This window comes from Providencia sp. PROV_01, assembly GCF_053098325.1.
The window spans coordinates 4,310,618-4,335,551 of sequence record NZ_JBRFKD010000002.1 but is presented as its reverse complement, the minus strand read 5'-3'; the positions used below and the strand labels follow the sequence as shown (position 1 = coordinate 4,335,551).

At 43.8% G+C, this 24,934-nt stretch carries 11 protein-coding genes and 1 tRNA gene; 7 read left to right on the top strand and 5 right to left on the bottom strand.

Annotation, left to right across the window (positions count from 1 at the left end):
• Positions 1 to 276 precede the first annotated feature (276 nt).
• A complete protein-coding gene (gene pepA, locus ACU696_RS20875) occupies positions 277 to 1,788 on the bottom strand; it encodes a leucyl aminopeptidase (RefSeq protein WP_196719600.1) in 1,512 nt (503 codons plus the stop codon).
• A 339-nt stretch (positions 1,789 to 2,127) separates the two neighbouring features.
• Here pepA and lptF point away from each other — a divergent pair, with 339 nt between their 5' ends.
• Both lptF and lptG read left to right on the top strand, forming a co-directional pair.
• Entirely contained in the window at positions 2,128 to 3,225 is a 1,098-nt protein-coding gene (gene lptF, locus ACU696_RS20870) for an LPS export ABC transporter permease LptF (RefSeq protein ID WP_110731596.1), read from the top strand.
• Positions 3,225 to 4,301, top strand: coding sequence for an LPS export ABC transporter permease LptG (gene lptG / locus ACU696_RS20865; RefSeq protein WP_004907535.1), 1,077 nt, complete (start codon positions 3,225 to 3,227; stop codon positions 4,299 to 4,301). The genes lptF and lptG overlap by 1 nt, the downstream gene beginning before the upstream one ends.
• A gap of 57 nt (positions 4,302 to 4,358) precedes the next feature.
• On the opposite strand, the gene ACU696_RS20860 is transcribed toward lptG, so the two are convergent.
• Positions 4,359 to 4,802 carry a hypothetical protein gene (locus tag ACU696_RS20860; RefSeq protein WP_164529233.1) on the bottom strand — a complete coding sequence of 148 codons (444 nt, stop codon included), beginning with the start codon at positions 4,800 to 4,802 and terminating at the stop codon, positions 4,359 to 4,361.
• Positions 4,803 to 5,004: 202 nt separating this feature from the next.
• A complete protein-coding gene (ampH, locus tag ACU696_RS20855) occupies positions 5,005 to 6,228 on the bottom strand; it encodes a D-alanyl-D-alanine-carboxypeptidase/endopeptidase AmpH (RefSeq protein ID WP_004907539.1) in 1,224 nt (407 codons plus the stop codon).
• A 413-nt stretch (positions 6,229 to 6,641) separates the two neighbouring features.
• Between ampH and ACU696_RS20850 the strand changes: the two genes are divergently transcribed.
• The 5 genes from ACU696_RS20850 (at position 6,642) to ACU696_RS20830 (ending at position 14,985) form a co-directional block, all read left to right on the top strand.
• Positions 6,642 to 6,726 (top strand) — tRNA-Leu (locus ACU696_RS20850).
• Positions 6,727 to 6,923: 197 nt separating this feature from the next.
• Complete coding sequence (locus tag ACU696_RS20845) at positions 6,924 to 8,183, top strand: tyrosine-type recombinase/integrase (RefSeq protein ID WP_213913344.1); 1,260 nt, start codon at positions 6,924 to 6,926, stop codon at positions 8,181 to 8,183.
• A 200-nt stretch (positions 8,184 to 8,383) separates the two neighbouring features.
• Positions 8,384 to 11,893, top strand: coding sequence for a type I restriction-modification system endonuclease (hsdR, locus tag ACU696_RS20840; protein WP_447343219.1), 3,510 nt, complete (start codon positions 8,384 to 8,386; stop codon positions 11,891 to 11,893).
• Positions 11,894 to 11,965: 72 nt separating this feature from the next.
• Positions 11,966 to 13,555, top strand: coding sequence for an N-6 DNA methylase (locus ACU696_RS20835; RefSeq protein ID WP_196713694.1), 1,590 nt, complete (start codon positions 11,966 to 11,968; stop codon positions 13,553 to 13,555).
• A complete protein-coding gene (locus ACU696_RS20830) occupies positions 13,552 to 14,985 on the top strand; it encodes a restriction endonuclease subunit S (protein ID WP_213913342.1) in 1,434 nt (477 codons plus the stop codon). The genes ACU696_RS20835 and ACU696_RS20830 overlap by 4 nt, the downstream gene beginning before the upstream one ends.
• Before the next feature lie 41 nt (positions 14,986 to 15,026).
• Here ACU696_RS20830 and ACU696_RS20825 read toward each other — a convergent pair whose 3' ends face one another.
• Together ACU696_RS20825 and ACU696_RS20820 are read right to left on the bottom strand one after the other, a co-directional pair.
• Positions 15,027 to 21,347: a DEAD/DEAH box helicase gene (locus ACU696_RS20825; protein WP_213913341.1), complete on the bottom strand. Its 6,321-nt coding sequence runs from the start codon at positions 21,345 to 21,347 to the stop codon at positions 15,027 to 15,029.
• Positions 21,348 to 21,359: 12 nt separating this feature from the next.
• On the bottom strand, positions 21,360 to 24,659 hold the full coding sequence (locus tag ACU696_RS20820; RefSeq protein WP_369110569.1) for an STY4851/ECs_5259 family protein: 3,300 nt from the start codon (positions 24,657 to 24,659) through the stop codon (positions 21,360 to 21,362).
• Positions 24,660 to 24,934 lie beyond the last annotated feature (275 nt).

Here is a 24,934-nt window from a genome sequence, read left to right as displayed (position 1 = left end):
TTGTATGCTCCCAAGGCCTCAATTGCTTGCCGCCTACCTACAAACTGAATTATTTAGGGTATAGCGTAAATTGCCATACTTCAATTTGTAGGGGTGTTGGTTAAGTTTTTTGGTGGCATAGCTCAAAATTATTTCTATGTTGAATTATAACCTTTTTTATTGCTGCCTCAAAATGGCTTCTATGTGTATCGAAAAGCCAAAAATAATATCCCGAATCGCATAAGTGCTCATCGGGATATTTTTACGAGTGATGTACAGCTAAAATGCTAAATCGGGTTATTCATCACCATTAAGGCCTACACGGTTCAACAAGAACTGCGCTAGCATGGAAACAGGGCGGCCAGTGGCCCCTTTCGCTGCACCTGAACGCCAAGCAGTTCCTGCGATATCAAGGTGTGCCCAGTTATATTTCGTCGCAAAGCGAGACAAGAAACAACCTGCGGTGATAGCACCCGCTGGACGTCCACCGGTATTGGCTAAATCAGCAAAATTTGGTGTGATTTGGTCAAAATATTCATCTGCTAATGGTAAACGCCATGCACGGTCGCCTGCTTGCTCAGAAGCATTTAATAGCTCGTGAGCCAGTGGATTATGGTTTGACATCAACCCAGTGTAATGGCTACCTAATGCAATCACACAAGCCCCTGTTAAAGTGGCTATATCGATAACCAGCTCTGGCTCAAAACGCTCAACATAGGTGAGTGCATCACACAGAACTAAACGGCCTTCGGCATCGGTATTGAGGACTTCAACGGTTTGCCCAGACATGGTAGTAAGGATATCACCTGGGCGATAAGCACGGCCACCAGGCATGTTTTCACAGCCAGCAAGAACCCCAATCACATTAATTGGCAATTGCAATTCAGTGATAAAGCGCATGACGCCATATACACTTGCAGCACCGCACATATCGTATTTCATTTCATCCATGCCTTCGGATGGTTTAATTGAAATACCGCCGGAGTCAAAGGTTAGGCCTTTACCAAGTAAAACGATAGGTTTGCTTTCTGGGTCTGGACTGCCTTTATATTCCATGATGGACATTAGCGATTCATTTTGTGAACCTTGACCGACCGCTAGATAGGCATTCATTCCAAGTTCTTTCATTTGCTCCTCACCAATCACTCGAGTGGTGAGTTTACTGTCTGAAATATCAGCTAATTGACGAGCTTGAGATGCTAAATAACCTGCATTACAGATGTTTGGCGGCATATTGCTTAAATCTTTCGCCGCTTTAACACCTGAAGCAATCGCTAAGCCGTGGGAAATAGCACGTTCACCACTAGTTAATTCACGGCGAGTTGGCACGTTGAAAACCAGTTTGCGTAGCGGACGGCGATGCTCTGTCTTATTACTTTTCAGTTGATCAAATACATACAGCGACTCTTTGGCTGTTTCGACGGCTTGGCGCACTTTCCAGTAATTATTGCGACCTTTGACGTGTAATTCAGTTAAGAAACAGACGGCTTCCATTGAGCCAGTTTCATTCAGTGTGCTGATGGTTTTCTGAATAATTTGTTTAAATTGGCGCTCATCTAATTCGCGTTCTTTACCACAACCGATAAGCAGAATGCGTTCAGACAGAACGTTGGGTACATGATGGAGTAGCAGGGATTGCCCTACTTTACCCTCAAGTTCGCCGCGGCGCAGCAGGGCGCTGATATATCCGTCACTTATTTTGTCCAGCTGTTCAGCAATTGGGGACAGACGGCGTGGTTCAAAGACTCCGACAACAATGCATGCGCTGCGCTGTTTTTCCGGGCTACCACTTTTTACACTAAACTCCATGCGTTCTCCTGAATCTTAAAGACAAAGGCCGATGCTCCCGCTAAAATTAGCGTTTCGCATGATCTACCTCATAGAGAATGAACTCTTTATGTTAAACTAACCATCTATACGCGAAATAGCTCACATTGTATGCTGTTAATCGCGATACACCATGAAGTATGGCGGGTATATCTGGTTTCTCGAATATTAAGCATGTTCTGATATTTCAATCAGTATAGATAATGCTTTTATATCATTCTAGCCATACAATAAACTAGAGTATATGTTAGTAAATGGCAGACATCGAACGAACTTAGCCATTTTCTTCCCAAAAGACAAGTTTTCACAGGCGTAATAAGCGTGATCATTATTAGATATTTGGTACGGGAAACCCTGAAAAGTCAGTTAGCCATACTTTTTGTATTGATGCTAATCTTTTTTAGTCAGAAGTCGATAGATATTCTTGGCGCTGCGGTTCAGGGCAATATTCCTTCAAACTTAGTACTTCCTTTGCTGGGGTTAGGTGTGCCTGAAATGGCTCAGCTTATCTTACCTTTGAGCCTATTTCTTGGGCTTTTGATGACCTACAGTAAACTTTATACTGAAAGTGAAATCACGGTAATGCATGCCTGCGGTTTAGGTAAAAGTGTTTTAGTGAAAGCTGCGTTAGTCCTTGCAGTCATTACCGCTATGGTCGCGATTGCTAATATTACGTGGATGTTGCCGTGGTCATCTCAATATCAAGAGCAGGTATTGGCTGATGCGAAAGCCAATCCCGGGTTAGCTGCAATGGTCGAAGGGCAATTTAAAACCACTAAAGATGGCAACTATGTGCTGTACATTGGTGATGTAAAAGGTAACAACTTCAAGAATGTATTTCTTGCACAACTACGCGCCGCTAATGAACAACGGCCTTCTGTTGTGGTTGCTGATAGCGGCTATATGAAAGAAGATCCTGATGGTCGACAAGTCGTTGTTTTAAATGAGGGTACTCGTTATGAAGGAACCGCGTTACTGCGTGATTTTCGCATAACTGACTTTGTTAATTACCAAGCCATTGTTGATCACCAAACTGCAGAAACGCGTAGTGACCGAGTCGAGCAAAAAAATATGCTGCAACTGTGGTCTGAAAATACGCCTGAGGTGAACGCTGAGTTTCATTGGCGTTTAACCATTGTTTTCTCCGTTGTCGTCATGGCTTTGATGGTTGTGCCGTTAAGCGAGGTTAACCCACGTCAGGGGCGGGTACTCAGTATGCTTCCTGCAATGTTGCTGTACCTCATTTTCTTTTTATTACAAAGTACATTGCGTAACAGTGCTGATAAGGGCGACCTTGACCCAAGGTATACCATGTGGGCGGTGAATGTGGGGTATTTGGTATTAGCGATAGTCCTAAATGCGTGGAATACCGTCCCAATGCGCCGTATACGTCTTAAATTGAGTAAAGGGGTTGCCTGATGTTTGGTGTTTTAGATAGGTATATCGGTCGAACCATCTTAAATTCGATTTTAGTGACGTTATTTTTGCTCGTTTCCCTAGCTGGGATCATTAAATTTGTCGAGCAGCTTCGCAAAGTGGGCGATGGCGACTATACGGCATTGAGTGCAGGTGTATTCACCTTATTAACTGTTCCAAAAGATATTGATATTTTCTTTCCAATGGCGGCGTTGTTAGGTGCGCTCATGGGGTTAGGGGCACTGGCCTCACGTAGTGAGCTAGTCGTTATGCAAGCTTCTGGTTTTACTCGCTTGCAAATCGCATTATCGGTGATGAAAACGGCGGTTCCATTGGTCATTGTCGCCATGTTTATCGGTGAGTGGATCGCACCAGCGGGAGAGCAGTGGGCAAGAAATTATCGCGCAGAAAAAATCGTGGGTAATTCATTAGTTGTGACAGATGAAGGTATGTGGGCAAAAGATGCCAACGATTTTATCCATATTCAGCGGATTAATAATGCGACATCGATTCAAGATGTGTCGGTGTATCGTTTTGATGACCAACGTAAATTGAAGTCAGTGATGTTTGCTGCGAATGGCGAGTATGACTCGACAAATCAGCTTTGGGTATTATCTCAAGTGGACGAGTCAATTCTAAGTAGTGAGAAAAAAATTACAGGTTCACAGCGATTAACGGTTGATTGGAAAACCAATCTCACCCCAGAAAAACTAGGAATAGTTTCACTGAATGCTGACTCGCTTTCCATCCGTGGCCTATATCAATATGTCTCGTACTTAAAAGAAAGTGGCCAAGTTGCCGCGGTTTATGAGCTCAGTATGTGGAAAAAAATACTGGCGCCATTATCCGCAGCCGTCATGATGTTAATGGCAGTTTCATTTATTTTTGGGCCGCTGCGTACCGTTCCGATGGGTGTTCGTGTTATTTCAGGTATTGTGGGTGGGTTCTTGTTTTACGTACTCAACCAAGGGTTTGGTAACTGGAGCCTAGTTTATTCGGTACCACCCATTGTTGCGGCAATTTTGCCAAGTTTACTGTTTTTGATTGTTAGTATCGTATTATTAGTCAAACGAAAATAGTGATAGAGGAATGAGAGATAAAAAACGGTAGTATATTGAAAAAACTACCGTTTTTTATTATCCAAATAACGCATAACCTAATGCACTGATAAAGGCTACTATCCTTGTTTGCGGTTGAAATAACTTTTTTCTGGCACCTGGGATATTACTTTGGTCATCAATAGCTAAAATATTTTGGCGACTCCGGTTTGCTAATTGCTGAGCAAGTGAAAAAATTCCACCTTTCATACTATTTTGTCGTTTAAATTTAAAAGCCATCTGGCACTTTTCCCGATATATTCGTCTTTCTTCTTGTCGGCAAGCTTTGATAGCTTGTAATTCTGAGCCTTCGAAATACTTGTAGGGATATTGAATAGCAATAGACCTATTTTCTACATACTCTGGTTTTTTAGTACAATGGCCTTTAATACTATTTAAAACTTCTATCAATTCAAATTGGCTAATTTTGGGGTATTGTGTAGCCTGACAACTTGATGTTATCGCGTGGTTTTTTGTTCTCATTTTAGCTCCGCATGTGTTAATGGAAGACTAAAAGATTATCGGTAATCTGAATGAATTGATTTTAAAAATGGATAGTAAAATTATCAAAAACAGCCTGAATTTATCAGGCTGTTGTCGCAATTAATGAGATAACACGGGTAAATCCACGTTTTAGGGTCGGGGTGTAACTCGCCATTGTTTGTAACACTTCGGCGGTACTCCTTCAATGTTTCCCATACGCATGGTTAGTAGATAATGAGGCGACTAGTTCATTAACACCAATCGTTAATTTACTGAATTTACTGTTATCTTTGCGGGTCATTACCACAAATACCCCAATATTTTGCTGTGGGATCATCGCCATATAGGTGTTAAACCCGCCACCGCCACCTGTTTTTTGGTAAATACCAGGAATGCCATTTTTCGGTTTCATATACACCCACCCAAGGCCTAATCCATCAGCATGGCCTGCAACATCCATCCCTTTAATTTCTAAAAGTTTTTCACGGGGAAAATAGATGCCTTGTTCACGGGCTGCGGTGACTTTTCTTAGGTTACTGTCTGTCGATAAAAATTGCTGCATCCATTTTTGCATATCTGCAGGGGTGGAATACACACCACCACTTCCTGCTGCTGCAAGAGTGTTATGGCAAGGGCTGGGTTTCGTTCCTTCCATTAACCGCGCGCATTGTGCATTATTGGGGGTGTAAGTGGTATTCGTCATTTTGGCGGGAGAAGTAACATAGTGGTTAAATAGCTGAGGGTAAGAGACTCCTGAAGCTTTAACCATCGCATCTGCCAATAAGTCATACGCTAAGTTGGAATAAGAAGCTTCTGTTCCCGGTGTTGCATCTAACTTACCTGTTTTTAGCCAGGTCCAGCGGTTATCTTGAGTTGGCCAAATAAAAACAGGACGTCCCCATTTCCCACCGGGTTGTTCGCGAGGTAAGCCACTGGTATGGCTTGCTAAGTGATATAAGCGAATAGGTTGCCCGCTGGCATTATCAGGAACAGTAACGCCATGGTAAGCGTATTGTTGTAATGGGTCCGTAATTAGTAGTTTCTTATCTTGTTCAAGCTTAATTAATATTTCGCTTGTCATTAATTTTGTAATTGATGCAATGCGAATTAATGAGTTTGGACCAGGTTTTTTACCATTACCCGGTGCGGTTTCACCATAATAACGCGATAACGCCTGATTATTATCGATAACAATGATAGCCATGCCCCGTGCATTGCTTTCATTAAAAATGCGATTAGCGTATAAATCGACAATCTTAGCGACGCGCTCGTAAGTCCTTCTATCTCCCTCAAAAACTTGCCAGTCAGAGGATTCAATATCATTACTTTGCAAAAACTTTGGTGCTTTTTCTGTCTTACTTGAACATGCCATTAACACTAAGGATAATGCAGATACAGACAGAACTTTTAGAAATGATTTCTTCATGTTGGAAGCCAGCCGATATGATTGTTTGCAAATGGCCTTTCAGCCATATTATTTTTTCTTCGCGAAAATCTTCATTACCACACCAATTAAGATGCCAATAAAGATACCTGTTGCTATCCACCCAACAAAACCCATGATTAAACCTTAAATATTGACATTAGATTGCAGATAAACTAACAAAAATAATGACCTGCCGCCAGTCACAGAGCCTCGTGATAAGAAAAATAATTTGGGAGAAGTTAACATACTCATTAATAGATATATAAACAAAAGAAGCTTTCCTTGTGATTTTATAAGATCTAAGGAATATGCTTTTTTTTTAATCGAACAAACCGTATCTTCACGAATAAGTGTTGCCAGTAGGCACAAGGCAAGTATAATGGCAGCGTTTTCCAAGAAACACATCACTTCGTGCCGGAGTGGCGGAATTGGTAGACGCAGTTGATTCAAAATCAACCGCCTTCGGGTGTGCCGGTTCGAGTCCGGCCTTCGGCACCATAAGAACATCAAGAGACGTCAACAGACGTCTTTTTTTGTATCTAAAATCCAGTGTTTGCAAGGTTCCTCTCGCATTTTAACTCTACCAACGTATACTCAACTCAACCGATATCAAGTTAATGATGTGGGTACATTTGCGGGTATATGTCGATTCGATAAAGTTTTGTACCCGCAATTCGGCTGCGAGGATAGTTAAAATGGCACTTTCCGATACTAAGGTTCGTTCTGCAAAATCTGAAGATAAGGCGTATAAGCTGACAGATGGTAACGGACTATTTCTTCTGATTCACCCTAATGGCTCTAAATATTGGCGCTTCCGTTATCGCTTTGGCGGTAAAGAAAAGATGTTAGCATTTGGCGTGTATCCTGATGTTTCCCTAGCGAATGCCCGCGAAAAACGAGATGAAGCAAGAAAGCTTGTCGCCAGTGGGGTAGACCCTAGTGAGAAACGCAAAGAAGTTAAAGAAGAGCAACAAAAGGAATTCAATACCTTTGAGAAGGTTGCTCGTGATTGGCATGTAACCAATAAGAAGTGGTCTGAAGGTCATTGCCATCGAGTCCTCAAAAGCATTGAGGACAATATCTTTACGGCTATCGGTAAACGTAATATTGCTGAACTAAAAACTCGCGATCTACTCGAACCGATTAAAGCCGTAGAGATGTCTGGACGTCTTGAAGTGGCGGCACGTTTACAACAACGTGTAACAGCCATTATGCGTTACGCAGTACAAAGTGGTTTAATCGACTATAACCCCGCGCAAGATATGGCTGGCGCAGTTGCCACAGGTAAACGAGTTCATAGAGCCGCATTAGAGCTTAAACGCCTACCTGAGTTCTTACAACGCATCGATGATTATAAGGGAAGACCTTTAACTAAACTTGCAGTCAAACTTACCTTATTAGTCTTCATTCGTTCTAGTGAACTGCGTTTCGCCCGTTGGGATGAAATCGATTTTGAGAATGCCATGTGGACGATCCCTGCGGAACGCGAAGCGATAGAAGGGGTTAAGCACTCCCATCGCGGATCAAAAATGCGCACTACTCACTTAGTCCCTTTAAGCCGACAAGCCATTGAGATCTTAAAACAGATCTATCAATTCAGTGGTAACCACGAGCTGATCTTTATTGGTGATCATAACCCTAGAAAACCAATGAGTGAAAACACGGTAAACAATGCATTACGTGTGATGGGCTATGATACGAAGACAGAAGTGTGTGGACATGGTTTTAGAACGATGGCGTGTAGTTCGCTGATTGAGTCAGGGCTATGGTCGAAGGATGCAGTAGAAAGGCAGATGAGCCACCAAGAACGTAATTCAGTAAGAGCTGCTTATATTCATAAGGCTGAGCACATTGAGGAAAGGCGGCTGATGGTGCAGTGGTGGGCTGATTATCTGGATGCGAATAGGGAGAAAACGGTAAGTCCGTTTGATTTTGCTAAGTTGAGTTCGGGCTGATTAAAAGGGATACAGTAAGGCATGCCAGTGCATGCCTTACTTTTTGCTAATTGTGATATTTGTAGGCGCATAACTCAGCCTACAAATTTCTATAATTGCTCGAGTAATCGGTGAATGATAAGATATCTTTATCTTTGTTTTCTAACAGTTTGACTTAACTGCTTTGCTTCCTGTGATACTAAGCAGAACATGGAAGGCGCATGAATAAATCCAACTTCGATTTCCTGAAAGGCGTTAATGACTTCATTTACGCTATTGCCTGTGCAGCAGAAAATAACTACCCAGACGACCCTAACACCACACTTATAAAAATGCGCATGTTTGGCGAAGCTACAGCCAAACACCTGGGTATGTTATTGGATATACCTCCTTGCGATAACCAGCACGACCTGCTGCGCGAACTGGGTAAGATCCCCTTCGTTGATGACAGCATACTCTCGATTTTTCATAAGCTACGCCGCATCGGTAACCAAGCTGTTCATGAATATCATAATGATCTTGATGATGCGCAGATGTGCCTGCGGCTTGGTTTTCGTTTGAGTGTTTGGTACTACCGTCTGGTAACTAAAGATTATGACTTCGCGCTTCCAGTATTTGTTCTGCCTGAAAGGGGGGAGAGTCTCTATCATCAGGAAGTTTTGGTACTCAAGAAGCAACTGGAGCAACAGGCAAAAGAAAAGGTACAAAGCCAGGCCGAGATAAATGCTCAGCAGCAAAAAATGATTGCGCTGAATGGTTATATTGCCATTCTCGAAGGTAAACAGCATGAAACAGAAGAACAGTCCAAAGCGCGTATTTCTGCCCTGGAAGCACAGCTAGCGACAAAAAATGCAGAGCTGGCGAAGCAGACTGAGCAGGAACGGAAGGCTTATCATAAAGAGATAACCAACCAGGCAATAAAACGCACGCTAGATCTGAGTGAAGAGGAAAGTCGTTTCCTGATCGACGCTCAACTGCGTAAAGCTAAATGGCAAGCTGACAGTAAAACATTACGCTTTTCTAAAGGTGCTCGCCCTGAGCCTGGTGTAAATATGGCGATTGCTGAATGGCCAACCGGTAAAGATGAAAATGGTAATCCAGGCTTTGCAGATTATGTATTGTTTGTCGGACTCAAACCTGTTGCCGTCATTGAAGCCAAACGTAAAAACACCGATGTTTCTGGTAAACTTCCTGAATCATATCGCTATAGTAAATACTTTGATAATGCCTACCTGCGTGAAGTACTACTTGAGAACAATTCACTTGATGAGGTTCACGAAGCAGTTCCAGAGTATGAAGTTAGTTGGAAGGACAGCAGCGGTAGTCAGCGATTCAAAATACCCTTCTGCTATTCGACCAATGGGCGTGAATACCGAGCTGCAATGAAAACAAAAAGTGGTATTTGGTATCGTGATGTTCGTCATCAAGCCAATATGCCAAAAGCTCTACCAGAGTGGCATCAGCCGGAAGAACTTATGGCTATGTTGGGCTGCGACCCTCAGAAGCAAAATCAATGGTTTGCTGATAATCCAAGTATGAGTGAATTAGGGCTTCGCTACTATCAAGAAGATGCTGTTCGCGCGGTAGAGAACGCGATTGTTGCAGGGCAACAAGAAATTCTTCTGGCAATGGCAACTGGTACTGGGAAAACTCGTACTGCGATCGCACTAATGTTTCGCCTGATCCAGTCCCAGCGCTTTAAGCGAGTGTTGTTTCTTGTTGACCGCCGCTCACTTGGTGAACAGGCTCTGGGGGCATTTGAAGATACACGTATCAACGGAGACACTTTTAACAGTATTTTCGACATCAAAGGTCTGACGGATAAATTCCCTGAAGACAGCACTAAAATTCATGTTGCTACAGTCCAATCACTGGTTAAACGAACTCTACAGTCAGACGAACCGATGCCGGTGGGACGTTATGATTGCATCGTGGTGGACGAAGCGCATCGTGGTTACGTTCTTGATAAGGAACAAACTGAAGGTGAACTGCAGTTCCGCAGTCAGCTAGATTATGTATCGGCCTATCGTCGTATTCTCGACCATTTCGATGCAGTAAAAATTGCCCTTACCGCCACCCCAGCCATACATACAGTTGATATCTTCGGCGAACCGGTTTATCGCTATACCTACCGTACTGCTGTGATCGATGGTTATCTTATCGATCAGGACCCGCCGATTAAAATTACTACCCGTAATGCCCAAGATGGTGTGTATTTGGCGAAAGGTGAACAAGTGGAGCGCCTAGATCCGCAAGGTGAAGTGATTAACGACACACTAGCAGACGATCAGGATTTTGAAGTCGCAGATTTTAACCGGGGCCTGGTTATCCCTGCTTTTAACCGTGCGGTTTGCGGTGAGCTGACTAAATACCTGGACCCGACGGGTCAACAAAAAACATTGATCTTCTGTGTCACCAATAGCCATGCAGATATGGTAGTAGAAGAGCTACGTATAGCATTTAAAAAACAGTACCCGCAGTTGGAACATGATGCAATCATCAAGATCACCGGCGACGCCGACAAAGATGCGAAGAAAGTGCAAACGATGATCACACGCTTCAATAAAGAGCGTTTGCCAAATATTGTTGTCACGGTTGATTTGCTGAGCACTGGCGTAGATATTCCGTCGATCTGCAACATCGTGTTCCTGCGCAAGGTAAAAAGTCGCATCCTCTACGAGCAAATGAAAGGCCGTGCTACTCGTCTTTGCCCGGCGGTGGGTAAAACCAGCTTCAAAATTTTCGACTGTGTGGACATCTATAGCACGTTGGAAAGTGTAGACACGATGCGCCCGGTGGTGATACGCCCGAAGGTGGAGCTGAAAACACTGGTCAACGAAATTACCGACTCCGAAACGTACAAAATCACCGAAGCAGATGGTCGCAGCTATGCCGAGCACAGCCATGAACAGTTGATCGCCAAATTGCAGCGTATTATCAGTCTGGCAATGTATAACCGTGACCGAAGTGAGTCGGTGGATAAGCAGATTCGCCGACTGGATGAACTCTGTCAGGATGCCGCAGGAGCCGGTTTCGGTAGCCTGGCAATGCGCTTGCGTCAAAAGGGGCCGCAGTGGAGTGCAGAAGTATTTAACAAGCTACCGGGACTTATCGCCCTGTTGGAAAAATTGAAGGCAGGTATTAATGCCCTGCGGGATGCACCCATCTTCCTCGATATTGATGATGAAGTGATCAGCGTGAAATCCTTATATGGTGATTACGATACACCGAAGGACTTCCTGGAGGCGTTTGATGAACTGGTCAAACGAGCCCCGAATGCTCAGCCTGCGCTTCAGGCCGTCATCAATCACCCAAGGGATCTTACCCGCAAAGGGCTCGTTGAACTTCAGGAATGGTTTGACCGCCAGCACTTCGAAGAATCGTCACTACGTAGAGCTTGGAAAGAGACTCGTAATGAGGACATCGCCGCAAGGCTTATTGGCCACATACGTCGTGCTGCTGTCGGTGATGCGTTAAAGCCGTTTGATGAACGAGTCGATCATGCTTTGGAGCGGATTAAAAGTGAAAACGATTGGAACAGCGAGCAGAAGGCCTGGCTAGACCGTTTAGCTGCCGCATTGAAAGAGAAAATCGTGCTTGATGACGATGTGTTTAAAACCGGTAATTTCCACCGTCGTGGCGGTAAGGTGATGCTGCAACGCGCCTTTGATGATGACCTCGACAGTGTGCTGGACAAATTCAGTGATTATATTTGGGACCAGCTGGCCTGACGCGTTATCATCTACGGCAATTAAATCTTCTGCGGTCCTAAATGAGGGCCGCTGCTTTTTAGGGAATTAAATATGAATAATAACGATCTGGTCGCTAAGTTATGGAAACTTTGTGACAACTTGCGTGATGGCGGCGTTTCTTATCAAAACTATGTCAATGAGCTCGCCTCGCTGCTGTTTTTGAAAATGTGTAAAGAGACTGGTCAGGAAGACGATTATCTGCCGGAAGGCTATCGTTGGGACGACCTGAAATCCCGTATTGGTCAGGAGCAATTACAGTTCTACCGTAACCTGCTGGTCCACTTGGGTGCAGATGAACAGAAGCTCGTGCAAGCGGTATTCCAGAACGTTAATACCACGATCACCCAGCCTAAACAGTTGACCGAGCTGGTCAGCAATATGGATTCACTTGACTGGTATAACGGCAGTGATGGCAAATCTCGCGATGACTTCGGTGATATGTACGAAGGGCTGCTGCAGAAAAACGCCAACGAAACCAAGTCCGGTGCAGGTCAGTACTTTACTCCGCGTCCGTTGATTAAAACTATCATTCATCTGTTGAAGCCGCAGCCGCGTGAAATTGTCCAGGATCCGGCAGCGGGTACGGCAGGTTTTTTGATTGAAGCTGACCGCTACGTAAAATCACAAACCAACGATCTGGACAATCTTGATGGCGATACTCAGGATTTCCAAATTCATCGTGCCTTTATCGGCCTTGAACTGGTACCGGGTACTCGACGTTTGGCGCTGATGAACTGTCTGTTACACGATATTGAAGGCAATCTCGAACACGGAGGTGCTATTCGCTTGGGTAATACGCTGGGTAGTGACGGCGAAAATCTGCCAAAAGCGCACATTGTCGCCACCAACCCCCCGTTTGGTAGCGCGGCGGGCACCAATATTACCCGCACCTTTGTTCACCCAACCAGCAACAAACAGCTGTGCTTTATGCAGCACATTATTGAAACGTTGCATCCTGGCGGTCGTGCTGCAGTGGTGGTGCCGGATAACGTGTTGTTTGAAGGCGGTAAGGGTACCGATATCCGTCGTGACCTGATGGATAAATGCCATCTGCACACCATTTTGCGTCTACCGACCGGTATTTTTTATGCTCAGGGCGTGAAAACCAATGTGTTGTTCTTTACTAAAGGCGCGGTGGCAAATCCTAACCAGGATAAGAACTGTACTGACGATGTCTGGGTGTATGACCTGCGTACCAATATGCCAAGCTTTGGCAAGCGCACGCCATTTACCGAGCAGCATTTACAACCGTTTGAAACCGTCTACGGTGATGACCCGCACGGCTTAAGCCCGCGTACTGAGGGTGAATGGAGTTTTAATGCCGAAGAGAGTGATATTGCCGACAGCGAAGAGAACAAGAATACTGACCAGCGCCAAGCCACCAGCCGTTGGCGCAAGTTCAGCCGCGAATGGATCCGTAGCGCCAAGTCTGATTCGTTGGATATCTCCTGGTTGAAGGATAAGGACAGCATCGACGCTGACAACCTGCGGGAGCCGGATGTGTTAGCGGCAGAAGCGATGACCGAGCTAGTACAGGCGATGGGAGAGCTGGATGCGCTGATGCGTGAATTAGGCGCAGACGATGAAGCCGATGCTCAGCGCCAATTGCTGAAAGAAGCGTTTGGTGAGGTGAAGGTATGAAGCTTTTTTCCTCTCACTTCAGTTGGAGTAAATCTTCTCTAGAAGATATTGCGATTCATATCATCGGTGGTGACTGGGGGAAAGATCCAGAGTTCAGCGAAGAAGGATATGAATCTGTATCATGTATCCGTGGATCTGAATTTAAAAATTGGAAAAAAAATTTCGGCAATACCGCTGTAATACGAAAGGTAAAGGTTTCGAGTTTAACATCTAGGAAGTTGCTTAAAAACGATATATTAGTTGAAATCTCCGGAGGGGGACCAGACCAACCGGTAGGTAGAACTGTATTAATCGATGATAGAGTATTAAACAACCAAACATTACCTTTGGTGTGTACAAACTTTGTTCGTTTGGTTAGGTTAAGTTCAGAAGTAAGTGCATCTTTTATTAATCGCTACTTAGAGTTTTTCTACAGTTCTGGTGAGGTTACTAAATACCAAGGAGGAAGTAATAACCTAAGGAATCTTAAATTTAAGGATTACTCAAAGATCGAAATACCACTACCATCACTTGCCGAACAAAAAATCATTGCCGAAAAACTCGATACCCTGCTGGCGCAGGTAGACACCACCAAAGCACGTCTTGAGCAAATCCCACAAATCCTGAAATGTTTTCGTCAGGCGGTGCTAACTATGGCTGTGAGGGGGGATTTAACGAAAAACTGGCGGGATAAGAATAATATTCTTGTTGACTCGTGGGCAAACCAAAAAGCAAGCGATATTTGTACTAAAGTACAAAGTGGCTCAACTCCAACAGATAACCCATTTGAACAAGATGGAAAAATTCCTTTTTTGAAAGTATATAATATTGTTAATCAAAAAATAGATTTTGATTATAAACCTCAATTTATAACTGGCGAAGTCCATCGTTCAAAATCTAAGCGTTCCATTGCATTCCCCGATGATGTCCTAATGAACATTGTTGGACCTCCTCTAGGGAAAGTAGCCATACTGACAGATCAGTACCCTGAGTGGAATTTGAATCAAGCGATAACTCTATTCAGAGTTGAAAAAGAAAAGATTTTATCTAAATTTCTTTACTATGTATTATGTGAAGGCAAGTTAGTCAGAGATGTCATGCACGATACAAAAGGGATAGTTGGTCAAATAAACATCTCTTTGACTCAATGCAGAGAAGCTGTAATACCTCGCCCATCACTCTCAGAACAATACGAAATCGTCCGCCGCGTTGAGCAACTCTTTGCCTACGCTGACACCATTGAAAAGCAGGTCAATAATGCACTGGTTCGCGTCAACAACCTCACCCAGTCTATTCTAGCGAAGGCATTTCGTGGTGAACTAACCGCCCAATGGCGCGCAGAAAATCCAGACCTGATTAGCGGTGAAAATAGCGCAGCTGCTCTACTTGAGAAAATTAAGGCCGAACGAGCCGCCAGCGGTAGTAAAAAAGTCTCGCGTAAAAAGAAATAATAGACAAACGCTCCCGACAGCGCATCGGGAGCGATAATCCCTTAAGGTTCTATCACTTCAACTACCACATCCGTTGACCAGTTTTCCTCTCCGTTAACCACCTTTCCTTCCATACAAGCTTTCGCCATTTTATGGAGCTGAGAAGCAACATCATCATTGAAATCAAATCTGTGCCAGGCATATGGGAAGTCGATACGCCAGTAGCCCATTCCCTGATCAAAGCGGATTTTTAGAACCTGGCCATTGTCAAAATTCACCACCAATTTACGATGATGTGGAATATCTCGCGAGTAGTTGAACACCGTTATATCGGTCGCCTTACCCATTGATGCAGCAAACCACTGATCAGCAAAATTCTGAAAATCAGCTTCACTCATCCAGTCGTGGAACGGTCGATTTCCTGTGCGATCTTTGTTTTTGAATAAGGTATCAATCGCTACTTTTGCATCTTTGGTCATTAATGTTTTCAACGGCTTAAGTAATGAGCTCAGCAGCGCCAGCGCAACCGGGTTTTGCAGATAGCGATCGGTATAATGAATATGTGTAATTTGATTTGTCTTCATCAGGTTTTGTGCTTTTTCATGGCTGTTAGAAAGCACATCCCAGAAACGTTGGCCAAACTGTGAAAACGGGCTATTCAGCTCTTTATGAATTTGAAGGTCTTTTACTAAGTCGCTGAAGTTTGCTGTAAGTTCTGGCAGTATAAACTCACGCAGTTCGGCAGGTTTATAGTATTGGCTGCGAACCACCAGTTCACCATTTTGATGCCAGTGTGGACCTGGTACCGTTGCTTGCTGACTGCGTGATGCCAGTGTTATGACTCGATCGGTGAAAGCGATCTGCGCCACAATGGGGAATGACTCTTCCTGTTCGGCATGGCACAACCTCACCCCAATAGCTGCAAACTGCGCCAGTTCGTGCAACACTTCCGGATCATCAACGTCATCGGGAAGGACAATCTCAACCGCGACATTGTCTTTTAGCCGGTAGTTCAGAATTGCCGAGCGGAACTGGCGAGCATATAAATCCCACTCGTTGAGTGGCCCGTTCATCCACAGCGTAAGTTTATCGGCACCTTCGTTAATTGCACGGCGTACTGCATCTTCGATGGTACCAGGGCAATACTGCGCATCGGGTAGTGAGAACTTCTCCTCGTCTGGCAAACCAATATAGTGGCCGAAGTCATTTCCCAGCCAAGCCAGTGCGGCTTTGCGATCTAAAAGGTCATGATCGTGACGCGTTTGCGAATCGAGTAAACAATCGCTACAGGCGGTATCGCAGTGGGTGCACCTTAGCTGCTTTACCATTCCCTGCAGTATCGCTTCGATATGTAATGGTGCACTGGAAGCGAATCCAGCACCGCCGCTAATGACATCGTAAAGCTGAACGGCCAGTACTGATTCCTCGTTCTCTAACCTGACAGGACGCACCGCATAGCCTAACTCCGAAGCAGAAATACCCAATACACCTGCGAGTGCTCGACGTAATGCAACAGCCAGTGTCATAGCAACAATACGTCCTTCCTCTGATCCATCTGGGATATACTCACCTTCCTGTGGGCGACGTAAAATCAGTTCAAATACATCAGTACGAGCTAATGCCCCTAACGTGACTTTTGTATTTAATGCGGTAGAACCAGGGCAAATAACTCTCTGATTCTGGCTGTCGCGATCGGCTTTTCCTGGGCGCGGCGGGTAATGGGCTTCCATTGATTTTGGTATGTCTTTTTCGCTTATCATCGATTCAGCACGACCGCAGCTTAGGCACAGTGCATAACCATGTCCACCTTCGCCCATACTCTGCTGGAATACATGCCCGTTAGCGCCTGAAGCCATAAAACCCATCTCTGGGTTTGGTAGCGGCAAACGCTCTGCCTTAACAAATACCCAGGCCGGAACTACAGGGATATACTTCATCGTTTCAATGTTGTTCGTTACTGAATCATAAGCATCTGTGACAAACCCGGCGGGTTGCAGCACTTGACGTGTGTTGTCACGAGTAATTCGCTCACCACAGTCGCCATTGGTACAAAATAATTCTACAGAGCTACCAATACCTTCTTCATAGCCTAACGTACCGCATTTGTGGCACCGCCAGGCGCGGTCCAACCGTTGGGCTTCGTTAGTATCTGCATTGATATTGTGCCAGTGTAGTGATACACCAGCAGAACGGAATACTCTTCCATCTAGAATGATTTCCGCTCCTGGCGCATATTCACGAATGGCAACAGACAAGTTGCGTGAAGGTAGTCCTTTATAACGTGAAACGTTATCTTCACGGTCACTCTTGTTACGGATTTTATGCGTTTTCTCGCGGATATAGTCTTCCATAGTGAAGTTATCAAAGTTCACGACATCCGTCGGGAAACCATAGCCTGGTAGGAAGGTTCGTGCTGCCAGGTCGCGCAACAGGTATTCATCACAATGTCGTTTTTTCTCCAGCTCTAAGCGCTTACGATATGGAGTATTTGGCTGAGAGTCCTTTTTCTGTTTTTCTAGATCGTGGTAAATTTCTAGCCAACGCTTTTGTAATACTGTAATTGCATGGAAAGTTTTTTCTCGCAATAATTCAGCTCGAGCACCATGTAGCGCGGTGCCGTTTACTAGACGCTCAAGCGCATCATCAATTTTAAGGGTAGGGCGTTCAAGCCAAATCTTAAAGCTGTTACATACAGACTGCCCAAACTCTTCACCAAAGAACCACTCGCTATTTAGATTGGTTTTTTCTTTCTCAGTTTCTCCCACTACATGGCATAAATATTCTGATAGTAGTAGTGAATTAACATGGCGTTGTACCAAACGTTCTGAGTTCATTGCCACCATCGGTGCAGGGATCACTGTTTCAAACGGCCAAAGTGGATTGGCGAAAACCTGTTGGTCGTGTGGGTTCCCTTTACACAGGGTGTAGGAGATTGCACGGGATTCTTTACTACGTCCGGCTCGTCCCGCACGCTGTAAATAGTTTGCCGGATGAGGGGGGACGTTATTCATCACTACTGCGGAAATACCGCCAATATCTACACCCATTTCCATGGTAGTGGAACAGTTAAGGACGTTAAGCTGACCGTTTTTAAACATCTTTTCGTAACTTTGTAGGCGATCTGCTGATTGCTGTGCTGAATGCTCAGCAGTACGGTAGTAAAAGCCACCCTCTACCACACGGTCGTTAATATCCGTCCAGAGGTTTTGCGAACGTAAATGATCCACAAGTGGATCTTGCGCTACCCATTCCCGGACTTGTGCTAACCCTTCGGCATAATCCAACTGTGAATAGTCGTGTTTCCAGACTTCAGGCAGTGTCACTTCCTGTGCCATATAGGCACTATATTGTGTATTATTTAGGTGTTCAAATTGGATATGTCTAGGTAGGTAAGGAGTTAGTCCTTTGAAAGTAGTATCCAACAATTTATTGGTAACAGGGCAAATACTCGCCTTTTGAATCAAGGAGAATGTCAGATGTTCTTTCGGCAAGTAAAAACGGTTACCATCAGGTTTTAACACAGCCAAAGGGCCGGTTAATTGGAGCCAAGCTTCTTTCAACCATGCGTTAACTATATCGATAGTAATCGTATTTACAGTGCTGAATTTTGCTCCAAGTATTAGCAACTTAACTAAACGATGGGTGGTATTGCCGTGACGGATTTGAGGCCAACGCTTGACTTGGTTATCGTCAGGATCTTTTGATTCAGGGTTGCGTACAAATTTTGCAGAGAAACGGCTGCCAATCCAGTTCTTCAGTTCTAAATCCAGTTGGATGAAGTTGTTTTCTCTGACATAAAAATCCAGTGCGACTTTCAGAAAATCACGCCAATCATCCAGAGTTAGCCCCTGTTCATGCCAGTGAATAGGGGGGGTATGTAGCTTTTCCAACCCTTGATAACTAATCTGCACCAGCCCTTGTGTTTCAAGGCTGTTGGTTCGTTTTGGACGGCGCATAAACTCACGAAATAGAAGCATTTCTGAAAGCTTCAGCGGTCCACTGTTCTCAGTGAAAATCTCAGGTTTAAGATAGTGGTTGTATTGCAGAATCGAGCCTTTGATGTCTGCCTTATCTTTAAGCTCATTAATCATCTCCTGCCAAGTCAGTGAAGCTAAAATGGTATTAACTATTTCGCCTGTTGCTTTTTTTATAGCCTGTTCCATGCGTTCCGCTCTTTCTTCAGAACGAATTGCTTCTTCCGGCATACCCCAGTCACGAAATTCTTTTGCTGCATCTCTGGCTTGTGTCGCCATTTCTTCCAATTTTGTTACATCAACCTGATCGTTAGGAGTATTTACAGCCTGTTTTCTCTGATGCCAGGAAAGTATCTCCACTACACTACCGCGCAAACGACTACGTTCAGCTTCTTGCTGCATTCTTACTGCCATTCTTGCCGTTCCTTGGCGGCTATCGGTAAAGGTAATCAGCCGTCGCCCTCGTCCGGGTAATGATAGTGGACCAACCCCCTCTTTACCTTCATCGTTGGCAAAATCCTGGCAGTATTCCAACACGGTTGGCACAATATTCGTGACATAAAACGGCCCCCCCAGCAAAGCGCGTCTAAAGGGGGACTGACCTTTTCCTCCTTTATGGCCACAATTGCTAGCGCTACAAATTTGTTCATTTTCGTTCATTGCCAAAGGAAGACTGTCTTTATGAACAACGCCAATGCTCCGGGTATTACGATCGAGTCGCTGAATTATATATCCGGCTTCAGTATTACATTCCGGCGCAATAATTTGCGGAGCCTGAAATGTATGTTCTTTTTGAACTTTCTCTCCCGATGTTTCAAAATCATCAGGGATATCATCATGAAGTGAGAATTCATCCCCACCCTTATTATCCCACTGTACGAGTTTACCTTTTTTATCCTTCGCTAACAGATGTGGTTCGTTACACTCATTACAGAACGCAAGCTCAAAAACAGGGCTACCACACTGGCAGCTTTGTCGTTGATTCACATACACGTAGCCAAATGGCCAGTTTTCTTCCAGTGTGGTGTTATGTTTTGCTGAACAATGTTTATCTGCACAGGACCATATACCTTGGGTATTACGTTGAAAAATATGTGCTCTTACTTTGAGAAAAGCAGGATCTTGTTTATTGGGGCTTGTGCCCGTACAGAGATCGATCCAGCGTAAAATTTCTTGTTGTGTGTAATGATTCTTTGTCAGTTCGTTTAAGCGTTTCGTTATTACATCCAGTTTCACTGGGTGAGGTTGGCTAACTAGCATCTCGCGTATATAGCGGGCTTCTGGGGAATGTGTTAATGCACTATAACGCTCAAGGCTAATTCCTTCGCTATCGGAGTCTGGTATTTGCTCAAGCTCATCCAGTGTGACTGGATAATTTTTGCATGCATCAAGTTCAGGAATAACGCGATTACCTCCCAAAACATCTATACGTTCTTGTGGTATTCCTGACAGTTCTGATAAGAATTTTTTTAACTGCTTTTCTGAATCGCTTCCTGCAATAGTGGCTGACGTTGCAACAAAACGAACATCATCAGGCGTAACACCGAACGCAGTCATTACACGACGAAGTTGTAGGGCAAGCTCGGCGGCTTGAGACCCTACATAAGTATGCGCTTCATCCAAAACTATCCAGCGTAGTGATTTTTCTGCTTTCGATTGCTGAATTATTGGAGCATCAACCTGACGAACCATCATGTATTCCAGCATGGTACCATTTGTCACTAGTATTGGTGCTGGCTCTTCACGCATTTTCTCACGTGATAAAACTTCATTAGGCTTGTTTGCCTGTTCGCTGTTTGTTAAGGCATGCAATTCTTTTGTGTTGCCGTTATATAGGCAGTATCGAATCCCTGAACCAAATCCACTAGTCCATGCATCCAGGCGTTCACGCTGCGAATTAATCAGAGCATTCAGTGGATAGAGGAATAGTGCTCTTACTCCTACTAGCGGTTGATTGCCGCTATCGCGTAACTCACGATAAAGATCCTCTAGAACTGGCACCATAAAGCATTCTGTTTTACCGGAGCCTGTCCCGCTGGTAACAACAACCGAATGCTTTTTCTCAAGTAACGCTTCCCAGCTAGCTAACTGATGAGTAAAAGGTTTCCAATTAGCGCCAAAACGATAACGCCCATTTTTTTCACTATCCAGAGAGTCAACTACCTCTTTGCTCAGCAATAATTTCTCTGTAGCTAGCATTCTCATTGTGTAGTTTGATTCTTCCCAGCCAAATGTTTGCTCAAATACTGGGGATGCAAGGAAAGAACCAGCTGTGCCACAATCAGCCCCCATCTGCTGGGCTAGATGCGCCCGGAGTTGAGGATTTGTAACTCCCATGATGCTAAGTGTTGCTTCTGTTGAGCGAGAGAGTGATTGTTCAATGAGTGAAGAAAAATAGCGTGTAGTCATTCTTGTCCCTTTTTATTTTTCGGCAATATTACGCAATAAGCTGTATTGAAAAATGGCGTTAAACCAACGCGAATCAAAATCTCTGACTTGTCTTAAGAAAAAAACGGTACTTGGTTCATTGCCAAAAACACTTTCAAATGTTGTTTTGCCACTAGCGACAGCTGCAGAAAATACGGGTAACCAGGCAACGGAATAGCGGTATTTTGTATCGGGAGAGACATCAATTGCAGAGTCTGTTTGCGACAGGATCCAGTTGTAAAGACGAGAACCACCATATTCAGGCCAACGTGATTCACTATGCTCACGCAGAAGATCCTGATACCAGCCATGAACAATTTCTCTCATCATCTCATGAGGTATTGAATGTGGTTGTTTACCTAAACTTAACCACTCCTGCACTTCATTGGCATAGGTAGGAAAAATAGTCCCTAGCTGTTGATACATTTTATTCAGCAATTTTTTCTGCATTTCTTCCGGTGCCCCTTTATGGGCTAGGAAGGCCTGAAATCTTTCTGCTGCGCCTTTAATCTCAAGAATGGGTAAAAATTCCCAGAAAATAGGAAATTCATTTTCAATGCGGTTGAGATATTCAATAGACATTTCAAATTTAAACAATGACATTGCTAACGCTTGCGGATGTTGAACAAGTGCTCTCCATATTTCGAAGGTAGCAAGAGGTAAATATCCGTACTGTTCATATAAACTTCGTAGGAACTGCCAGCCTGAATGCGCCGGACTATTAGCCATTTGGTCGAGAACCAAGGCGATTGTATTCACGTCTGAACGAGGGTCAAAAAGTTGTGTCGCTTTTTGCATAGATTGGATGGTGTTAACTTCAGTTTGTAAGGGGGGTTCGCCGCGAATAAAACATGGTCGAAATGCGGTTTCTTCACCTTTTACTGGAACTGCCAACCAAGGCCCATTCCTCTGTATTACCGAACTGAGCTCAAATTCACCAACAGGTACACCTTCGCTCATTAGTGAAGTGAGAAAAATGGGTTTTCTTTCAGGCTCACTTAGCAGCATGATGGCTGGTGATGGAATCTGTCCTGAACGAGTAGTCATTGAGTTGCTAGAAAGAATCTGTCTTTCATAATCGTAGTTAAGGCTGTATTTATATCGGCGAATTTGCCAGGTATGTATACTTCCAGAGCCATCTATACGCATTTCCACAACTTGGTCAATACCAGTTTCCAGAGATAGTAAGTTCTCAATATGTTCTCTTAGACTATACAAATTGAGTTCAACTGGACGTTCGCCTGCGGTATAACGCCACTCATGCAACGCTTGCTGTTTCGCTCTGGACATTAAGCGTAGCTCAAGGCGGAATCTTGCTGGTTCGCCATTTCGTCCAAAGAGGAATGCTCTGGTTCCCAACAGGTCATTAATAGTTATATTTTTAGGTAGGAGTTGGCCATTAACATCTAGAACTAGGCAGCCCTTAGTAGGGAAAGGTAGAATAATTTCAATGGGATTACCAGCAAGATTAGGCGTCACCTGTAATATTAAAGAGGTTGGAGGAACCCCCTCTGCTTTAATCATTATTTCCGTTTTATTTACTGATTTTTTGCGTCCAACTTCGAGCTCTTTATCTTTTAATCTATACCAACAAGAGTGTTGGGTAGAAATAATTATTACACCCTCGTTTGGCTGTTCTCTGCTTTTAATTTCTAGTTGAAAATCTGAAGGTAAAATCCCTATCTTTCGGCGTAATAGCGTTTCATTATTTTCATTTCGAATTGAAATATAATGCGCCCCCATCGTCTCATGTAAATCACATATGTCAGTATTTTTGCCACTTAGGAAACGTTCATAACGAATACTCTGTGCTACGGCAAATTTATGAATGACTTTGGGGATACCAACAAATGTTTCATAGGGGCTACATGGCCAGGCGAATTGATTACCCTGTAAAGCTAAATAGGTATGTTTAGCCTGTTCCCGACCGGTTTGAATTCGATACGTTTCATTACCTTCGAAAATGACGTCCTGACGTCCTTTTATAGACAAAGCAGGGTATCCCAGCGCTTGAGTATTAGAAGAGCAATCATCATGATTCGAAACTAGATGACCTTCTGCAGGAAAAATGATGAGCACGTCACTGTTACGTACGCTACAGGATGCCTGACCTTGTAATAACCAGCCACTTTCGTCACGTACAAATGTTAAAGGAATATCTCCAACTGCAATTTCTCCTCCATCCAACTTGATCTTGCCGACAATGATGCCTCCAGCTCGAGCCACTAATGATAAGCTGGCAATTGGTTGCTGTCTGACAAAACGAATCTCGCTCTTGCGAAGCCTCACAGTTGCCTGCATTTTCTCTAGGCTTGCATATGCAGGCCCCAGACTGGTTACTTCTTCATCACCTTCATAAACAGCGAGTTCAAAACGAGTCGTTGATGGCTCACTTGAAATAGCAAACATTAATTCATTAGGAAGGAAAATATGTGCATGAATCTCATCAGGATGTTGTTCTGACCAAAAGAAATTACAGATAGTTGTTTTATTTTTTTGTAATCGAGGTTTAGTTTCAACAGTGGCGGTGCACAAAAGGCCATTAAGGAAACTGGTGCCAGTTTCATCATCAAGAGGCATTGGGAAACTATCCCGCCATTTAGGATGAACACGGTCAAGTTCTTTGACGGGCTCTGAGTGATTACTGAGTTCGTAAGTTTGAACAAGAGAGATAAGCTGCTCAGCCATACAACTAATAAGTTCAACTGAGGTGTCTTCTTTGAAAGCAGCTGGAAGCTGTGATTTATCGACAACTACTTGCACTAAAGATAAAGCTGAATATCCTGATGAATGAGATTGGTCGTAATGATTAAGAATTTGAGAAAAAACAGAGTGGAAACGGCTACCGGATTCGTTCAAGAGCTTGAAGGGTAGGCCCCCTTCACTAAATAGAGATCCTAAAAAGTTACGCCGTTCTGAATCATAGAAACGAACAGGGCGTCCCCAGTAGTCTTCAAGGCCTTTTGGTACAATATGACTCAGTTCCGAAGGGGATAGAGATAAACCAAGAGCTTTATAGATAGGCTCCCAACTCCAGCCATGAATTCGTTCGTATTCCCTTCGATACCATTCTGCGCAAAATAATGTAAAGCATGCTGCATAACTTTTATCGTTTTTAAATCCTTCAGGCAGCCCAACACCGCAGAGTAACCGCTTTAATTCTTCATACTCCTCACTGGTTGCATGGTATTCAAATAACGGTCGGCTATCTGTTATTTTCAATCCTCGGTGGGTCAGAAATTTAGTTAGCCAAGAAGTACACTTAATTAGATAAATGTATTCTGATTTACTCACAACAAACCTCTCGTTAATTAGAATTTAGTATAAGGTTTAAATATAATACTTAATAAATATTAAACATTATTAGATTAACATAACAAACAACTGATGCGATGGAGTAAATCACATTTTGTGGATTATCAAGGATAGAACACTATTTTCGTGGTTATTCATTACAACATATTTGTGTTCTCTGGAGAGGAACGAAAATTAATATCAGCTCATGTTGAAAAAATAGGGCAAGGAGGAACCGATTTGTTTATTGGTGAATTAGAGTCTTCAGTAATTTA

What these genes read in the sequence shown, in the direction of transcription:
- ampH (WP_004907539.1), bottom strand. Translation starts at nt 6,228, where the DNA reads ATGAAGAAATCATTTCTAAAAGTTCTGTCTGTATCTGCATTATCCTTA.
- hsdR (WP_447343219.1), top strand. Translation starts at nt 8,384, where the DNA reads ATGAATAAATCCAACTTCGATTTCCTGAAAGGCGTTAATGACTTCATT.
- ACU696_RS20835 (WP_196713694.1), top strand. Translation starts at nt 11,966, where the DNA reads ATGAATAATAACGATCTGGTCGCTAAGTTATGGAAACTTTGTGACAAC.
- lptG (WP_004907535.1), top strand. Translation starts at nt 3,225, where the DNA reads ATGTTTGGTGTTTTAGATAGGTATATCGGTCGAACCATCTTAAATTCG.
- ACU696_RS20845 (WP_213913344.1), top strand. Translation starts at nt 6,924, where the DNA reads ATGGCACTTTCCGATACTAAGGTTCGTTCTGCAAAATCTGAAGATAAG.
- ACU696_RS20860 (WP_164529233.1), bottom strand. Translation starts at nt 4,802, where the DNA reads ATGAGAACAAAAAACCACGCGATAACATCAAGTTGTCAGGCTACACAA.
- pepA (WP_196719600.1), bottom strand. Translation starts at nt 1,788, where the DNA reads ATGGAGTTTAGTGTAAAAAGTGGTAGCCCGGAAAAACAGCGCAGCGCA.
- ACU696_RS20830 (WP_213913342.1), top strand. Translation starts at nt 13,552, where the DNA reads ATGAAGCTTTTTTCCTCTCACTTCAGTTGGAGTAAATCTTCTCTAGAA.
- ACU696_RS20825 (WP_213913341.1), bottom strand. Translation starts at nt 21,347, where the DNA reads ATGACTACACGCTATTTTTCTTCACTCATTGAACAATCACTCTCTCGC.